Annotated in this window: 13 protein-coding genes; 2 read left to right on the top strand and 11 right to left on the bottom strand. The window is 40.7% G+C overall.

What is annotated here, in order from left to right; translation table 11 throughout:
• Positions 1-243 precede the first annotated feature (243 nt).
• Positions 244-384 carry a hypothetical protein gene (locus QMA12_RS11140; RefSeq protein ID WP_290210219.1) on the top strand — a complete coding sequence of 47 codons (141 nt, stop codon included), beginning with the start codon at positions 244-246 and terminating at the stop codon, positions 382-384.
• Positions 385-922: 538 nt separating this feature from the next.
• Here the strand turns inward: QMA12_RS11140 and QMA12_RS11135 are convergent.
• The 3 genes from QMA12_RS11135 to QMA12_RS11125 all read right to left on the bottom strand — a co-directional run bounded on the left by QMA12_RS11135 (position 923) and on the right by QMA12_RS11125 (position 4,581).
• A complete protein-coding gene (locus tag QMA12_RS11135) occupies positions 923-1,726 on the bottom strand; it encodes an outer membrane lipoprotein-sorting protein (protein ID WP_290210218.1) in 804 nt (267 codons plus the stop codon).
• A gap of 10 nt (positions 1,727-1,736) precedes the next feature.
• Positions 1,737-4,070, bottom strand: coding sequence for an MMPL family transporter (locus tag QMA12_RS11130; protein WP_290210217.1), 2,334 nt, complete (start codon positions 4,068-4,070; stop codon positions 1,737-1,739).
• A gap of 73 nt (positions 4,071-4,143) precedes the next feature.
• Entirely contained in the window at positions 4,144-4,581 is a 438-nt protein-coding gene (locus QMA12_RS11125) for a hypothetical protein (protein WP_290210216.1), read from the bottom strand.
• A 575-nt stretch (positions 4,582-5,156) separates the two neighbouring features.
• Between QMA12_RS11125 and QMA12_RS11120 the strand changes: the two genes are divergently transcribed.
• A complete protein-coding gene (locus tag QMA12_RS11120; protein ID WP_290210215.1) occupies positions 5,157-6,404 on the top strand; it encodes a hypothetical protein in 1,248 nt (415 codons plus the stop codon).
• A 260-nt stretch (positions 6,405-6,664) separates the two neighbouring features.
• On the opposite strand, the gene QMA12_RS11115 is transcribed toward QMA12_RS11120, so the two are convergent.
• The 8 genes from QMA12_RS11115 to ribD all read right to left on the bottom strand — a co-directional run bounded on the left by QMA12_RS11115 (position 6,665) and on the right by ribD (position 15,238).
• The gene (locus tag QMA12_RS11115) at positions 6,665-9,751 is read right to left on the bottom strand and encodes a ligand-binding sensor domain-containing diguanylate cyclase (protein WP_290210214.1); all 3,087 of its coding nucleotides are present in this window, start codon (positions 9,749-9,751) and stop codon (positions 6,665-6,667) included.
• A 30-nt stretch (positions 9,752-9,781) separates the two neighbouring features.
• A complete protein-coding gene (locus QMA12_RS11110; RefSeq protein WP_290210213.1) occupies positions 9,782-10,267 on the bottom strand; it encodes a phosphatidylglycerophosphatase A in 486 nt (161 codons plus the stop codon).
• Complete coding sequence (gene thiL, locus QMA12_RS11105) at positions 10,264-11,238, bottom strand: thiamine-phosphate kinase (RefSeq protein WP_290210212.1); 975 nt, start codon at positions 11,236-11,238, stop codon at positions 10,264-10,266. Before thiL ends, QMA12_RS11110 begins: the two co-directional genes overlap by 4 nt.
• Positions 11,239-11,283: 45 nt before the next feature.
• Positions 11,284-11,694, bottom strand: coding sequence for a transcription antitermination factor NusB (nusB, locus tag QMA12_RS11100; RefSeq protein ID WP_087530958.1), 411 nt, complete (start codon positions 11,692-11,694; stop codon positions 11,284-11,286).
• A gap of 15 nt (positions 11,695-11,709) precedes the next feature.
• Entirely contained in the window at positions 11,710-12,174 is a 465-nt protein-coding gene (ribE, locus tag QMA12_RS11095) for a 6,7-dimethyl-8-ribityllumazine synthase (RefSeq protein ID WP_087530959.1), read from the bottom strand.
• Positions 12,175-12,255: 81 nt separating this feature from the next.
• Positions 12,256-13,368, bottom strand: a complete 1,113-nt coding sequence (gene ribBA / locus QMA12_RS11090) for a bifunctional 3,4-dihydroxy-2-butanone-4-phosphate synthase/GTP cyclohydrolase II (protein ID WP_290210211.1) — start codon at positions 13,366-13,368, stop codon at positions 12,256-12,258.
• A gap of 69 nt (positions 13,369-13,437) precedes the next feature.
• Entirely contained in the window at positions 13,438-14,091 is a 654-nt protein-coding gene (locus QMA12_RS11085; protein WP_290210210.1) for a riboflavin synthase, read from the bottom strand.
• A gap of 22 nt (positions 14,092-14,113) precedes the next feature.
• The gene (gene ribD / locus QMA12_RS11080; protein WP_290210209.1) at positions 14,114-15,238 is read right to left on the bottom strand and encodes a bifunctional diaminohydroxyphosphoribosylaminopyrimidine deaminase/5-amino-6-(5-phosphoribosylamino)uracil reductase RibD; all 1,125 of its coding nucleotides are present in this window, start codon (positions 15,236-15,238) and stop codon (positions 14,114-14,116) included.
• Between the last annotated feature and the right edge of the window lies 1 nt (position 15,239).

The raw sequence follows: 15,239 nt of genomic DNA, 5'->3' as shown, positions 1-15,239 counted from the left end.
CCTTTTCTATTTTCATTTTATTTACATGTACCCATTTTAACCAATTAAATTATCCTGTCAACAAAATAACAACAAAAGATTAACAAAAATCTCACCCTGCGATTACCATCACTATTCCTATGACGCAGGAAAACGCACCGCTCAGATATTTGCTGCTACGCTAGGTGCATCAAATCTTACCTATGCTGATGTAACGGATAGCCAGTAACCTGAAAATTTGGTAATGGGTGATGGTTTTGAGTGATGAGTCATGCGCGTTATTTTGAATTTTTAGGTGGTGTTCCTGACATTATTATTCCCGACAACTTCGAAGTGCCATCTGAAAACCTGTCGCTACGAGCCCGACTTAACCCCGATGTTCCACCAGTTAGCCGAGTACTTTAACATCTTATTCATACCCGTTAGACCGATAAACCCAACTGAAGTAGCTGTAAGAATTGTTGGTTTTATCCTCCACACCATTACTGGCTTCATCGGCCTAGTCCTACTCACTACTACGGGTTCACCCGCCACTTCACACCGACGTCAAAAATTTGGTATCCAACTGATTTTAGAGCACTTATTTTCAATAAACTTAGTTAGAGGCTTTCCCAGTTACTAAACAGGATCCCTGTTAGACTATTCTTGAACATAACCCCCCTCAAGCACAGTGTTGATCTGACTATGTATAGGGCGTTACGCTATTTTACACGCTGACCCTTCAATACAGCCGAAGCAGGTTACGGTTAGTTGTGTACCTCTAACTTCTTATGGCTTCCCTCAGACCCCATCGTTGGCCAGTTACGCCCTTGCCATTCAGATTATCTTCCCCTTAGTCAGGGTGATAAGGCATCTTTCAGCCTATCGGGTTTGCCAGCTTCGCTGGGCAAACAAAAAAGGCGCCCAATGGTCGGGCGCCTTTGATAGTAAAAAAGTTAACTGTCTATCGTAAACGTTTCAAAGTATTTTGACTAAAGTCGTGCTCAGCTAACCCTGTACTAAAGCGGTAATTTGCCATTAATAACACAGTACTTTTACCATTTAGATGGTTTGTCATTTCGAGCTTATCTGGACGCCAGAACTTCCCTTGATACTGTTTGTAATCTGTCACCTTTAATGTTTTCAATAAACTGTCTTTACGGTCGTAGTATTCAGTTTTAATTGGTTGATACATTTCCTTATCTAGCCAAACTACTTGACGTGGATAGCCTGAATATTTATCTACTGGATAGTATTCTAAGACAAAGCACTCACGACCTTCGGTTGTTTCATCTCGTAAATATTTATATGTGTATTTCTCCACTTCAAACGGAGACATATCTTCGTATGAAAATTCACTCCCCATAAACGGACCGGACTTATTACGTGACGAAATACGCTTAGTGCGTTTTAACGCCGGTAAATAAAGCCACTGATCGTCAGGCTCAATGGCATTGGAGAAATTTAAGAAAGCAGTGCCTTTTACATCACGCGGCTCATCAAAAATAATCAGGCTTTTATCACCTTTATCTTTCAACTCTAAATTTTTGCTACGAATCGCACGGCGGCTTTCCTGGCCATGCTTGTTGCGCAAAATCATTTCCACTTCTGATTGAGTGTCACCCCAACCACTATCCATTTTTTTGGCTTTTATCGCAATACGCAAGCCTTTTTCTTGGGCAACGATATCGTTGCTTTGCACACTATAAACATGACCACTGATGAGTAAGGCCACGACTAATAATTTAGATAACATAAGTTTAAACATTTGTTTCTCCTTAATTTTGCGTAACTATGCCGCTACTTTCTTCAACAGGCTGTGGATCTTTTCTTATTTTGTCTGCTGCAATCAATAATGATGGCAATAATAAGAAATCAACAAGCAAGGCAATCACAATGGTAATTGCGGTCATCACCCCCATGTCTGCATTTACACGATATGTCGATAAAGCCATTATCAAGAAACCTGCAACTAAAACTAGCGTAGTAAACCACAATGCTGGCCCCACACTTTGGAAGGTATAATGCACAGCTTCTTCCGGTGACATGTTTTTCTCTCGTCGCGCGGTTAAATATTTGCTCATAAAGTGCACCGTATCATCGACCACGATACCCAATGTCATACCAATAACAACCGATAAGCCAAGTCCCACCTCAGCTGATAATAGTGCCCAAATACCAAATGCAACTCCGGCTGGAAGAAGATTTGGCAGTAAACTAATGACACCATATTTTACCGATCCCATCACCATACCTAAGATGGGTGAAATCAATAAAAGCGCCAGCACAGAACCTAAGAGCATGCTATTAATGTTCTTTTTACTAACATGTGCAAACATCAGTGAAATACTGGCAGCCTCTAACTTCAACTCGGGATAGTTTGTCGCAAACCATGTTGTTGTTAGTTCCTCTAACTCTAATAACTCATAAGTAGGCATATTTTCCAGCGTTGCCACAACTCGAGTGCCTGACTTGTCTACATTAATTTGGTTATTAAGATCTAGACCGACCGGTAAAGACATTTCATATAATAATAAATATTGTGCAGCCAACTCCTTACCCTCGGGTAATTTATACCAAGCAGGGTCATCCCCGTGCATATTTTTGTTAAGCCGTTTAAAAATATCACTGAGCGTATTTACATGATCAACTTCAGGTAACGTGCGTAGCCATTCACTGAAGTGATCTATTGCCGCGATTACTTTAGGATCATTGATACCATTAGCAGTGCCTGTTTCAATAGAAAACTCGATTGTATCGACACCACTTAGTTCCTTGGCCATTAATTCAGTTGCCATTCTAAATGGGACCAACTCGTCAAAAAACTCCACGTATCTATCGTTTAACTCATTACGCGGGATCAAAAACAATATAACCAACATTGCACACAATGTACTGGGTAACAAAATGCGATAGTTCTTAACCACAAAATTACTGACACCAGCCATTAAACCAGAGTGCTCTTTGACATCTTGTTTAAATGGTTTGATAGGTAAAATAGCCAGTAGGGCTGGGAAAAATGTCACTGAAAATAAAAAGGCCATCATCACCCCAAGTGCCACCATATTACCTAGATCTTGAAACGGGGGGACATCCGAGAAATTCATACTCAAAAAGCCAAGGGCTGTCGTGGCACTAGTAATAAAAATAGCCTTTAGGTTATGTTCTAGGCTATTATAAATCGCCTGTCGCTTATCAAACCCTTTTCTCATTTCATGAAACATGTTCGTTAAAATGTGAACACAATCTGCCACCACCACAGTTAAAATCATAATTGGTGCTGCTGCTGAGGGCGGTGTTAAGTAAATCCCCAACCACCCAGTCACGCCCAAAGTAACCACAATCGCAACAATAGCGACCAATAAGGTAGAAATAGTCCCGGTGATTGTGCGGAGTAAAAGACCTATCGCGACCATTACAATCAAAAACATAAGCGGCAATAAAGTGTTGTTGTCTGCAAGTGCCGCTTCTGCAAAAGCCACATCCATCATGACAAGACCGGTTAAATGAATTTCAGTATTGGGGTACTTTTCAAGTAAGTCATCGCGTATCTGGCGCGCAAAAGTGCTCACATCCGTCAATTCTTGTTCAGCGTTAGTACCTGGCATTTGGACAGTGACATTCACTAGACTGACATGACCTTCAGTAGAGATAAGCCGTTTAGCAAGTAAAGGCTCATTGACAGCAATAGTGCGAATTTCTTCCATTCTTTGCGTATCAAGTACCTCAGGATCAAGTACCAAGTCCTCAACAATGAGATCATCACCTGTTGCAAAAGTATGCTGATAGTTGGTAATAGAATCAACACGACTTGAATAAGGCGTTTGCCAAGCTTGTTCCGTTAGATCGTAAATTAAAGAAAGATTCTCTTTGGTAAATACATCCTTGTTCTTTGGCACTATCAAAAACGCGACATTATCGCTTTGGGAATATACAGCTTCCATTCGGTCAAATGCTTGTAATTGAGGATTACTTTCTTCAAAGAACACTCGGCTATCACTTTTAAAAGTTAGATAGCCCGAGCCCCAACCTGCAGCAATAATAAACAGCAAGCTTACTAGTAGTGTAATAAAGGGTCGATGGACCCCACTTTTTAATAGAAATTCACGCATTGTTACTCTACTCCATTTAGAATTTACCTTGCGATTTTAAAGTTAAAACACAGCAACATAAGTAATTAAAAAACTACTTATACAGTGTATTTTCGAATTTTTTAAAGTGCTCATTTTTCTCTACGTTGAATGCAACATGGAAAGGGCGAAGCGTATTACCAAACAACCCTCTATCAGCCATTAAGTGCATCCATGGAGCCAATAAAACGTAGTCAAAGCCGTAAAAATAAACCCAAGAAACAGAGAAAAAGGTCCAAGTCAAATAACTATGTGATGTGTTGTATATAATGTAAAATATTTTGGGTACATTCTTGTTGGTATACTTGTAGTAAACCATACCAGGATAAAATCCAAAGAGGTCAATCCCCCAAAATAGTGCGTTAAATAAATACCAATTTATACTTTCGTAGTTGAGAGCTGCGATCCCTGCCATAACTATGAGCAATACAGAGTGTTCCATCCGAACAAGGTTATGAGTATTCACTGTCTCATATTTATTATTAATATCCATGTAACTTTTCCTTAAATTATTAGTTACTTTTAAATATTACATTACTTGTCAATTGATTGTAAATAAGGCAAACACACCTAAAGACGATCAGCAACACTAAAACACAACCTTAAATTCAAACTAATAATTAAAATTAAAGTTAATTTAATTGCGTTTTACGCATGTATTAAGCAATTGATTTTTAATGTTCATTTTTAGTGTCACTCACTAACACCACCTATACACTACTAATTTAAAAGCAAATAAGAGCTTTATTTTAAATTTAATTAAAATCACTACCCCTCTAAAATCACAGCTACAAACATTGCGTTTTAATTAATAAAAAAGAAGTAAAACCGATACTATATAGAATTAAATGATACTTAACAGGGTATTTAAAAATAAAATATACACATCAAAAATTACATGTTTATTTTTAGCATTGAATGAATATGTACCTAATTACTCAGAACCCTTTATAAAAATTATGATAATTGACTCTAGATAGAAAAGGTGCAAAAATTCTGCTGCGTTTTATTTCACGTAAAAAATAAACTAAGCGAAAGAGTGCAAACTAACCATAGCACGCTTTTAATTTGCTACCGATATTTTCACTGCGTAAGAAGCTAATACCTAAACGACTTCAAGGATGTAACAGAATAAATATGAATACGTTAAAAAAGACCTTCCTGTGTTCACTTTTTGTATTACCCTGCCTTGCTCAAGCTGTCGATATTGCTGGCAAAGTTGGTGCACAAAGTAGATTTTTCATACACGATGAAAAGCTACAAAGCTCTTTACTCGCAGAGCCAGAAGTCTACTGGAGCGATGAAGAGAGACGTAACAGCTTCACTTTCAAGCTGTTTGCACGTTATGACGCGTTAGACGACGAGCGCACTCATCTAGATATTCGAGAAGCAATATGGCTCCATGTCGGTGATAGCTGGGAATTTCGCGCTGGTATTGGCAAAACATTTTGGGGGGTGACCGAATCTAACCACCTAGTTGATGTTATCAATCAAACTGACCTAGTCGAGTCTATCGATGGAGAAGAAAAACTAGGCCAGCCCATGTTACAAGGCACTATTTTAAGAGATTGGGGTGTAGTGAGTGCATTTGTACTGCCTGGTTTTCGTGACAGAACGTTTCCCGGCATAGATGGGCGGCTTACTGGCCAAATCGTCATTGATACACACAATCCCCTTTATGAGGATAATGATAAAAAGGATCATTTTGATTATGCTCTGAGATACACTAACTCAATCGATATTTTTGATTTTGGTCTCAGCTGGTTTAAAGGCACCAATCGTGATCCACACATGGTGTACCAATCGCTAGAAAATAATATTCACCAACCGTCGGCTACTCCTTTATATGATCAAATGCAACAATTTGGCGTCGATGCTCAAGCTACGATCGGTAATTGGCTATGGAAAATAGAAGCCATCGCCCGCGACGATTCGATTGGCAACCTTGGTGCATTTACCGCTGGATTTGAATACACCATGGTCGGTTTCGTAGACATCACTGACCTTGGCTTGCTTATGGAGTATAACCGTAATTCACGAAATGAACGCTCACCATCATCGTTACAAAATGATATTTTCGTGGGTGCGCGATTGGCGTTCAATGACGTACAAAGTTCACAGTTATTAATTGGCTATACACAAGACTTAACGGAATCGAGCTCAAAAAGTGCGTTTATAGAAGGTAGCCGTCGTTTGGGTGAATCATGGAAACTCACTTTAGATGTGCGACTCTTCACAGCCGACAATCCGACTATGCCACTCTATGGTATTAGAAATGAAGATTATGGCTCAGTAACGCTGGAGTATTATTTTTAAATTATTAATTTAAAAATAAATACACAAACCCAACCGTGATGTTGGGTTTGTTTTTAAGTGATTAAAGTATCGCTTCTTTGCAGCTAAATAAAGTCAAAAGCTCTCTCGCCGAATACTCTTTACTCTCTGCATTATTTATCCACACGCTACGCACGCAAAACCACGAACCATTTAGGGCTTAAATAAACTTAACTGCTTTTAGTTCGCCTCCCAATGCCTTAACGTTATACGTTAGGCTATTTTTTATTACTGTATTGTGATCAGCGCATCCACACTTTTATATCTGCCAAGCCATTAGCTTGTAATACACTAAGTTGCTGTTCAACATTATTGGTTTGCTCAAATTCAAACGCATCTAATTGGTCATCAAAGATAATATTGGCAACACCATCACCACCGCGCTTTTTAACCTGATGCAAAGCCATATCCGCTAAATTAACAGATGTTTCCCAGCCAATCACTTGCCCACCAAGTAAAGGCAATGGGTAGAACGAAAAGCCAATAGAGGCTGTTAAGTTAATGCTTTCGCCATTAGGCAGCTTAAATGCGTGTTCAGCAATGGCCTTGCAGAGCTCTGAAACATAGCTATCTATCGCACTTCGTTTAAAGTCACGTAGTAACAGTAAAAACTCATCACCACTCCAACGCGCTACATAATCAGACCCTTGCGTACGTGAATTCAATAATGCGGCCATTTGTTGTAAGCAACTATCACCACCTATTGGTCCGTAGGCATCATTAATTCGGCTAAAGTTATCAAAGTTAATTATCAGTAGAACCAATGATTTACCCTGAGCCTGAAGAGACTGAGAGTTACGTTGAAAATGTTCAATATCTTTTGGCAGTTGGTCAAACAAAAATCGTCGGCTTCGCAGGCCTGTAAGCTCATCAGAGTGACTCACAAGCTTAAGCTGTGAATTAACCTGGTTTAACTTATCATTTGCTTGACGTAATTCACCAGTGCGTTCTGTGACTAAGCTCTCAAGTACGGCCTGTTTGCGCCGTTCTTGTTTTTTGAACACCCAAAACACTAAATAAAATAACAATACAAAGGTACTTGTTATCAATAGTCTAAAATAAACGGTCTCATCAAAGCGTCGAGGTACCATAAAAGAATATTCTGTTCGCTGGGCATTTTGCCACCCTTCCCCTTGGCGTTTTGCTTCAACCTGAAATAAAAATGCGCCTGGGGGTAAATTAGTATAAATAGCTTCTCTGCGAGTATTTGCATAGCGCCAATCATTGTCCAAACCACTAAGGCGATAGCGGAATTCAATACTCGTTGGAGCATAATAATCTATAGCGGTGTACTTTAATGTTACATCGCGTTCATCAGTGTCTAATGCAGGACTACGCCCTAATGCTGCTGTGGCTAACTGACGTAAATTAGTTGTCAAACTTTCGACTTTAGGTTTTAACGGCTTAACTCCAAACAACTCAATATCTTTTGGAATTTCAACCACCCCTTGAAGGCTGGGGTACCATATTGAATTTCCCTGCTCAGCTACAGCATCATGACCCAAACCAGTACAACATTGACTTGCTTTACCATCTAACTGACGATCAAATGATGAAATCACTTGCTCTACTTTTAAGCTTTCAATATCAGCACTGAACTGCTCAACTGGCATTCGGTAAACGCCTTTCATGGTGCTTACCCAAATGCGCTTGAACTTTTCGTCGTAACGTAAACTAAAAATAGAGCCATAAGGCAAGCCATCGGTGGCATCAAGTTGGCGCCAATGCCCTGCAGTACTTCGATAAAATAAGCCATCGTTTAAAGAGCCTATCAAAATACCTACACCATCAATATGCAAGATACTAGTAACATAGGCACTATCTAAAGAGGTTTGGTCGCCTATTTTTTCAATTCCTCGGTCTGTAAAATAATAGGCCCCTTTACTGGTTCCGATTAAACCAAAGTTAGTTTTATCCAGTACATAAGTAATAAATTTACTGCCTAAAAAAGCATTATAGGCAAATGGAGTTATGCCACCATAACTTAAGCGATACATGCCGCGTCCCGTTCCGACCCATAACCCCCCTTTACTTGAGTCGCTAATAGCAAAGACAGGGTTATCTCTTAAAGCACGGCCGGGGACTGTAAATAAACTATTGTTTTCATAGAAAAATAGTCCTCGCCCTGTGGCTATATAAAGTCGTCCAGCATCAAAGTGAAGATCATGTACGACGGCTCTACCGTATTGATTACTCGGGATTTTGTTGATAAAGTTTTTATCTAAATCGAAATAACCTACACCGCTACGGTTAGCGACCCAAAGTCGTCCGTCTGGTGCTTGAGTAATAGCCATAACCGCTTCGGTCATTTGCGATATAGCAGAATGACGCTCTATTCGTCCTTCATGAGCAAGCCAAAGTCCTTCGCTAAAACTTGCAAGCCAAATATTGTTGTCATTATCTCTATATAAATCTGCAAACCAGATACTTTGATCTAACTGGCTCGGCTCAACCCACTGCCACTCACCTGAATTATCCCTAAATAATAGTCTGCCATAAGTCGAAATCCACAGTGCGCCATCTGAGTCACTCATGAATTTGTATACAGCAGTGCTGTTAGCATTCGGTAAAGGAAACGGTCTTAGCTCATCATCTAAATCAAGGAAGTAAGCGCCAAGCTCTGACGCCAAATAAAGGTTACCCTCAAGCCAAGCTAGATCATGGATAATGGTTTGCGCTACACGCTCAGGTAATGACACTTTTGCGGTGAGCTCTAAACGCAGTTTTGCAAAGTCAGATGAAGAGTTAGTTAAACGAAGCAGTTGGCGCTCATTAACGAGCCAGATGCCTTCGGGTGATAAGGCTAATTGGCTGACAGAGCCCGCTATTTGTTTAACCGCAATCGCATTAACACTAGCTTTAAGTTGATTGTTATTGCTGCTTAGGTTGATTTGATTACGGGGAACAAAGTACAAACCATTTGCCGCAATCCAAATCCCACCGCGTGAGTCTTCTAGCACATCACGAACGGGGCCTTTAACAGTAAACTCTTGTGCAGCCATTGTTTGCGGATCTAATACTACAACGCCATTTTTAGTACCGACCCATAAATTACCATCACTATCAATAAGTAGCTTATTGATTCCATTACTAGGTAAGAAAGGACTGTTTAACGTATTGTAATTAGTAAAGGTATTTCCATCAAATCGACTCAAGCCGAACTGCGTACCCAGCCACATATAGCCTTGCTCATCTTGAACAACACTCTTTAAAGACTGCGAGGGTAAGCCGTTTTGAATATTCCATTGTTTTACTACATAGTCGGTAATTGACGCACTGCTTGGCATACTGCAAAACAGTAATACAACAACCAAAAAAAATCGCATCATAACGTCAATACCTCGTTGCAAAAACTAGGGTTAAAGGGGTAGGTAGCCTATTTTTAAAAGTGCTTGCACGCAAATTAATGAAAATATCCCCGCTAAAACATCATCGGCCATTATACCAACACCACCATGCATTTTTTTATCTAGGATGCGAATAGGGCCTGGCTTGGCGATATCAAAAAAGCGGAACAATAAAAAACCAACAAGTAGAGATTGCCAACTAAGAGCCGCACCTATCATAGTAATATAAAAACCGGCGACTTCGTCCCAAACGATCGCAGGGTGATCATGCACTCCCAAATCGTCAGCTGTTTTACCACATGCCCAAACACCAAATACACTAATAACAACAGCAAAAACTATTTGTAGCCACAACGGATAGTGCATAGTGATAAAAATAAACGGCAATGCTGCAAAGGTACCAAATGTACCGGGTGCTTTAGGTGCTAGCCCTAAGCCAAAACCCAAGCCAAAAAACTGGTGTGGGCGCTTTAAATTAAATTTTGCAGGGTTACTCAAACCGGCTCCTTGGAGAAGTGCTCAAAGCCTGTTTCTTGATATTCAAGCTTTTCACCATCAAGCATCAGCTCGATGTGCCCTTCACCACTTTTTATTTGGCCAATACAGCTTACTTCAACTCCATATTGGCGCAGTTTTAATTCCAACATACTTTTATTATCATCAGGGACAGTGAACAAAAGCTCATAATCATCGCCATAGTTTAAGATAAAAGGTAGTTGCTGTGTTTTATTTAGCGTATCACGCATTGCGTCTGAGGTCGGCACTTTATCCACGTTGATATGTGCGCTTACTTGAGACATTGCTAAGATATGACCTAAATCAGCCATCAAGCCATCTGAGATATCAATAGCAGCTGAAGCAGCTCCTCTTAACACTTGCCCTGCTGCAACTCGTGGAGTCGGGTAGTCAAAACGTTGATTGATATAGCGAAGGTGCTCTGGTGCAACATCGATGCCTTGCTTACGTGCCTCAATGGCTAGCCCCGCATCCCCCAAGGGACCAGTAACGTAAATCCAATCACCGACTTTTGCGCCACTGCGTCTTAATGCCGTACCTTGTGGTATGGTGCCCTTTGCACAAATAGTGATTGATAGTGGACCTTGAGTGGTATCACCACCAATTATTTGTACATTAAAATATTCGGCAATTTCATGCATGCCTTCGGTGAACTCTTCGAGCCATTCAACATCAATATTAGGTAATGTTAGTGCAACAGATACCCAAGTAGGCTCTGCGCCCATTGCTGCTAGATCACTTAAGTTGACCGCTAAAACGCGATGCCCTAAAGCTCGGGGAGAAATATCATCAAAAAAGTGTACGCCACTCACTAAGGTATCAGTGGTTACTGCCAACTGGCAGTTCTCAGGGACAGTTACTAAAGCGCAGTCATCGCCAATTCCAAGGTTTACATCACGACGTGTAATGCCACGACCTTTAAAGTAGCGGTTAATTAATTCAAATTCCTTCATACACAAAAAAGCCGGCCTATGCCGGCTCTCCTTTTTGCAGTAAGATTACTTACGTAATTGCTTAACTGCTTTATCTAATACACCATTGACAAACTTATGGCTGTCTTCTGCGCCAAAAATTTTAGCAAGCTCAATACCTTCATTGATTGCTACTTTGTATGGTACATCTTCGCGGAATTTTAGCTCATAAGCGCTCAGACGTAAGATCGCCTTTTCAACCATATCTAACTCATCAAATGGACGGGTAAGGTGTGGAGAAACAGCTTCGTCAAGTTGCGTTTTATTTACAGCAACGCCACGAGCGAGGTCTTTAAAATATTCAACGTCGATTTTAGTCACGTCGTTTTCGATCAACATTTGTTGCTCGATATCGGCAATTGCATTGCCACTTAGTTGCCAAGAATAAACGGCTTGAAGTGCTAAGATACGTGCTTTACGTCTTGCTGCTGGTTTCACAAAAATTCCTTAAACTTAAATTTTATCTAACACATTAACCATTTCAAGCGCACCTAAAGCAGCTTCGCCACCTTTGTTGCCCATTTTGGTGCCAGCGCGTTCAATCGCTTGCTCAATGCTCTCTGTGGTTAATACGCCAAATGCAACCGGGATATCATACTCAAGCGACACTTGTGCCAAGCCTTTATTTGATTCGCCAGCAACGAGGTCAAAGTGTGGTGTACCACCTCTGATCACAACGCCTAAGGCGATGATTGCATCATACTCTTTTTTTGCTGCAACGCGTTTCGCTGCTAAAGGTAACTCAACCGCACCAGGTACATATACCACTGTGATATCGTCTTCTGATACACCACCAGTGCGCTTTAATTCATCAACAGCGCCTGCTAATAGGCTGCTACCAATAAAGTCATTGAAGCGTGAAATGACAATGGCAAATTTCTTGCCCGGAGCGTATTTATTACCTTCGATAATTTTCATTCGATAACCCTAAAAATAAGTTCAAGCGATTGCGCAAAAATTGCAGCGCATCATAGCATAAAAATAAAAAAATAGCCTAGCTTATTGCGGCTCTACATAGTCAACCACTTCAAGGTGGAAGCCAGAAAGTGCATGGTACTTTTTCGGTCGGCTCATCAAGCGCATTTGTTTAATACCTAAGTCAGCCAATATTTGTGATCCCACGCCAACAGTCCGCGATGTACCTTGGAATTTACGATGACTAACACTCTCACCCACATCTTCTGCAGCAAATGCTTTTACCGTCGCTTCTAACTCTTCTGTGCACTCTTGTTTACCAAGAATAACTAACGCACCTTGCTGCTTTGCAATATAAGCCATGGCTTCTGATAAACCCCAGCTTCGGTCGGCACTACGATCTGATAATAAAACATCATTAAAGGTGCTTTGTAAGTGAACACGTACTAGCGTTGGCTCATCGGCTTTAATTTCACCATTTAATAAAGCGTAATGGAGTTGACCATCAATTGTGTCTTTATACGTTACTAAGTCAAACTCACCATGTTGAGTCGGTAGCTTACATTTAGCAACTTGCTCAATTGTGGTTTCATTGATGTTACGGTATTCAATTAAATCAGCGATAGTACCAATTTTAATGTTGTGCTCTTTTGCGAATATTTCTAAATCTGGACGACGCGCCATAGTGCCATCTGCATTGAGAATTTCAACAATCACCGACGATGCCTCAAGACCTGCTAAACGCGCTAAATCACAACCAGCTTCTGTATGACCAGCACGCGTTAGGACGCCGCCAGGCTGAGCCATTATTGGGAAAATATGCCCAGGTTGTACGATATCTGATGGAACTGCACCTTTTGCAATGGCAGCTTGTACTGTACGCGCACGATCAGCGGCAGAAATACCTGTCGTCACGCCTTTCGATGCTTCAATCGACATAGTGAAATTAGTAGAAAATGCAGCACCATTATTTTTAACCATTAATGGTAAATCAAGCTGCTCACAGCGTTCTTGTGTCATCGTTAAACAGATAAGGCCTCGACCATGAGTCGCCATAAAGTTAATTGCTTCAGCACTAATATGCTCAGCAGCAATAATTAAATCGCCTTCATTCTCTCTGTCTTCGTCATCCATTAAAATAACCATTTTACCGGCTTTAATGTCATCAATAATTTCTTGTGCGCTGTGTAAATTCATAATCTACTCATAATTAAGTTGTGGAGTCTATTTAGCCAAACCAATTCGTATCTCGAGTTGGTTTGGTTATTACTTCATAAAACCGGCTTGAGCTAATAAGCTCATTGAAATATCTGAACCTGCAGGTTGTTCTGCACCTTTGATCAAGCGCTCTAAATAACGGGCTATTTGATCAACTTCTAAGTTTACTTGAGTGCCTACTTTAAAGTCAGCAATCGTTGTTTGTTCTGCTGTATGAGGAACGATAGTGAGCTTAAATTTATTCCCCTCAACAGCGTTAACCGTTAAGCTAATACCGTCAACACACACCGACCCCTTATAAGGTATATACTTCATTAGCTCAGCATCTGTTGTAAGCCAATACTCTGTTGCACGTGCATTTGCTGTGATGCTGGTAATTGTAGCAATACCGTCAACATGCCCAGAAACTAGATGGCCGCCCAAACGAGATACTGGCTGCATGGCTTTTTCAAGATTAACTTTTTGCCCTTGTTGATAATGTGCAAACCCCGTTAGGCTGATTGTTTCATTAGATAAATCAGCATTAAAGCCATCTTGGTGTTTTTCAACTACGGTTAAACACACGCCATTGGTGGCAATGCTATCGCCGAGTTTAACATCCGACATATCTAAGTCATTGCTTTGAATTCGTATAGCTAAATCGCCTTGGGTTTTTCGCAAATTGCTAATGACCCCAGTTGCTTCAATAATACCAGTAAACATAGTGGTTACTCTCAATAATAAGTTAAGACGATTTCGTTGTCGCAATGTCGGCGATAATACGGATATCTTCGCCCACACATGCACATTCTTTGATAGCGAGGTTAATAGTATCTTGCATGCTAGTCAGCGTTGCAAAGTTTAGTAAACTTTTCGCGTCATTTCCTAATAATTTAGGCGCAAGATAAACTACAAACTCATCAATTAAATTTTGTTCAGTCATCGCACCAGCAAGGGTTGCACCTGCTTCTAACCAAATAGAGTTTATTTGTTGTTGTGCTAATAATTTTAGTGCCACTAATAAATCTACTTTTTTTTCTTTTTCAGGCACTACAATATGCTTAACGTAATGTGGCCATTGTTTAGATTTATCAAGCTTTGTGGTGAGGATTATTATTTCACCTTCAATGCTAAAAAGCGCTAAGTCAGGGGTTAACCTGTTTTGTGAATCAACAATAACGCGAATAGGTTGACGCAGTGGAAGCGTTGTTGGTAGCTTTTGCGGTAATTCATTTTGACGTACGTTTAATTTCGCATCATCAATTATCACGGTGTCAGCGCCAGTTAAAATCGCGCAACTTTGTGCACGGAATAACTGCACATCTTGGCGCGCTTTAGTAGAGGTTATCCATTTACTTCGGCCATTTTGCAATGCCGTTTTACCATCAAGGCTGGCTGCCATTTTGCACGTTACAAATGGCAGCCCCCGCTCCATACGTTTTAGAAAGCCACGATTTAATAACCGGGCTTGTGGTTCAAGTAAACCCGATGCGACCTCAATGCCTGCATCCGCTAAAATGGCTAATCCCTTCCCCGCTACTTGCGGGTTAGGATCGACCATTGCGGCGATCACTTTACGTACTCCAGCGTTTTTTAAACCTTCGGCACACGGTGGTGTTCGGCCAAAATGGCTACATGGTTCAAGCGTAACGTAGGCGATAGCCCCTTTTGCCTGCTCCCCTGCCATTGCTAAAGCATTTACTTCAGCATGGCCTTGCCCTGCTAATTGATGAAAACCTTCACCCACAATCTCCCCATTTTTAACTAATACACAACCAACGTTAGGATTGGGGGTTGTCGTAAAACGGCCACGCTTTGCCAGCTCAATAGCGCGGCTCATATAAAAGTGGTCTTGCTCTGTGAATTGCATA

It is taken from the genome of Pseudoalteromonas sp. APC 3893 (genome assembly GCF_030408095.1).
In the GTDB taxonomy this organism is placed as follows: Bacteria; Pseudomonadota; Gammaproteobacteria; order Enterobacterales; family Alteromonadaceae; genus Pseudoalteromonas.
This window is presented reverse-complemented; position numbering and strand designations above follow the sequence as displayed.

What these genes read in the sequence shown, in the direction of transcription:
- thiL (WP_290210212.1), bottom strand. Translation starts at nt 11,238, where the DNA reads ATGAAGGAATTTGAATTAATTAACCGCTACTTTAAAGGTCGTGGCATT.
- ribE (WP_087530959.1), bottom strand. Translation starts at nt 12,174, where the DNA reads ATGAAAATTATCGAAGGTAATAAATACGCTCCGGGCAAGAAATTTGCC.
- QMA12_RS11135 (WP_290210218.1), bottom strand. Translation starts at nt 1,726, where the DNA reads ATGTTTAAACTTATGTTATCTAAATTATTAGTCGTGGCCTTACTCATC.
- QMA12_RS11140 (WP_290210219.1), top strand. Translation starts at nt 244, where the DNA reads ATGAGTCATGCGCGTTATTTTGAATTTTTAGGTGGTGTTCCTGACATT.
- QMA12_RS11125 (WP_290210216.1), bottom strand. Translation starts at nt 4,581, where the DNA reads ATGGATATTAATAATAAATATGAGACAGTGAATACTCATAACCTTGTT.
- ribD (WP_290210209.1), bottom strand. Translation starts at nt 15,238, where the DNA reads ATGCAATTCACAGAGCAAGACCACTTTTATATGAGCCGCGCTATTGAG.
- ribBA (WP_290210211.1), bottom strand. Translation starts at nt 13,368, where the DNA reads ATGAATTTACACAGCGCACAAGAAATTATTGATGACATTAAAGCCGGT.
- QMA12_RS11085 (WP_290210210.1), bottom strand. Translation starts at nt 14,091, where the DNA reads ATGTTTACTGGTATTATTGAAGCAACTGGGGTCATTAGCAATTTGCGA.
- QMA12_RS11130 (WP_290210217.1), bottom strand. Translation starts at nt 4,070, where the DNA reads ATGCGTGAATTTCTATTAAAAAGTGGGGTCCATCGACCCTTTATTACA.
- QMA12_RS11115 (WP_290210214.1), bottom strand. Translation starts at nt 9,751, where the DNA reads ATGATGCGATTTTTTTTGGTTGTTGTATTACTGTTTTGCAGTATGCCA.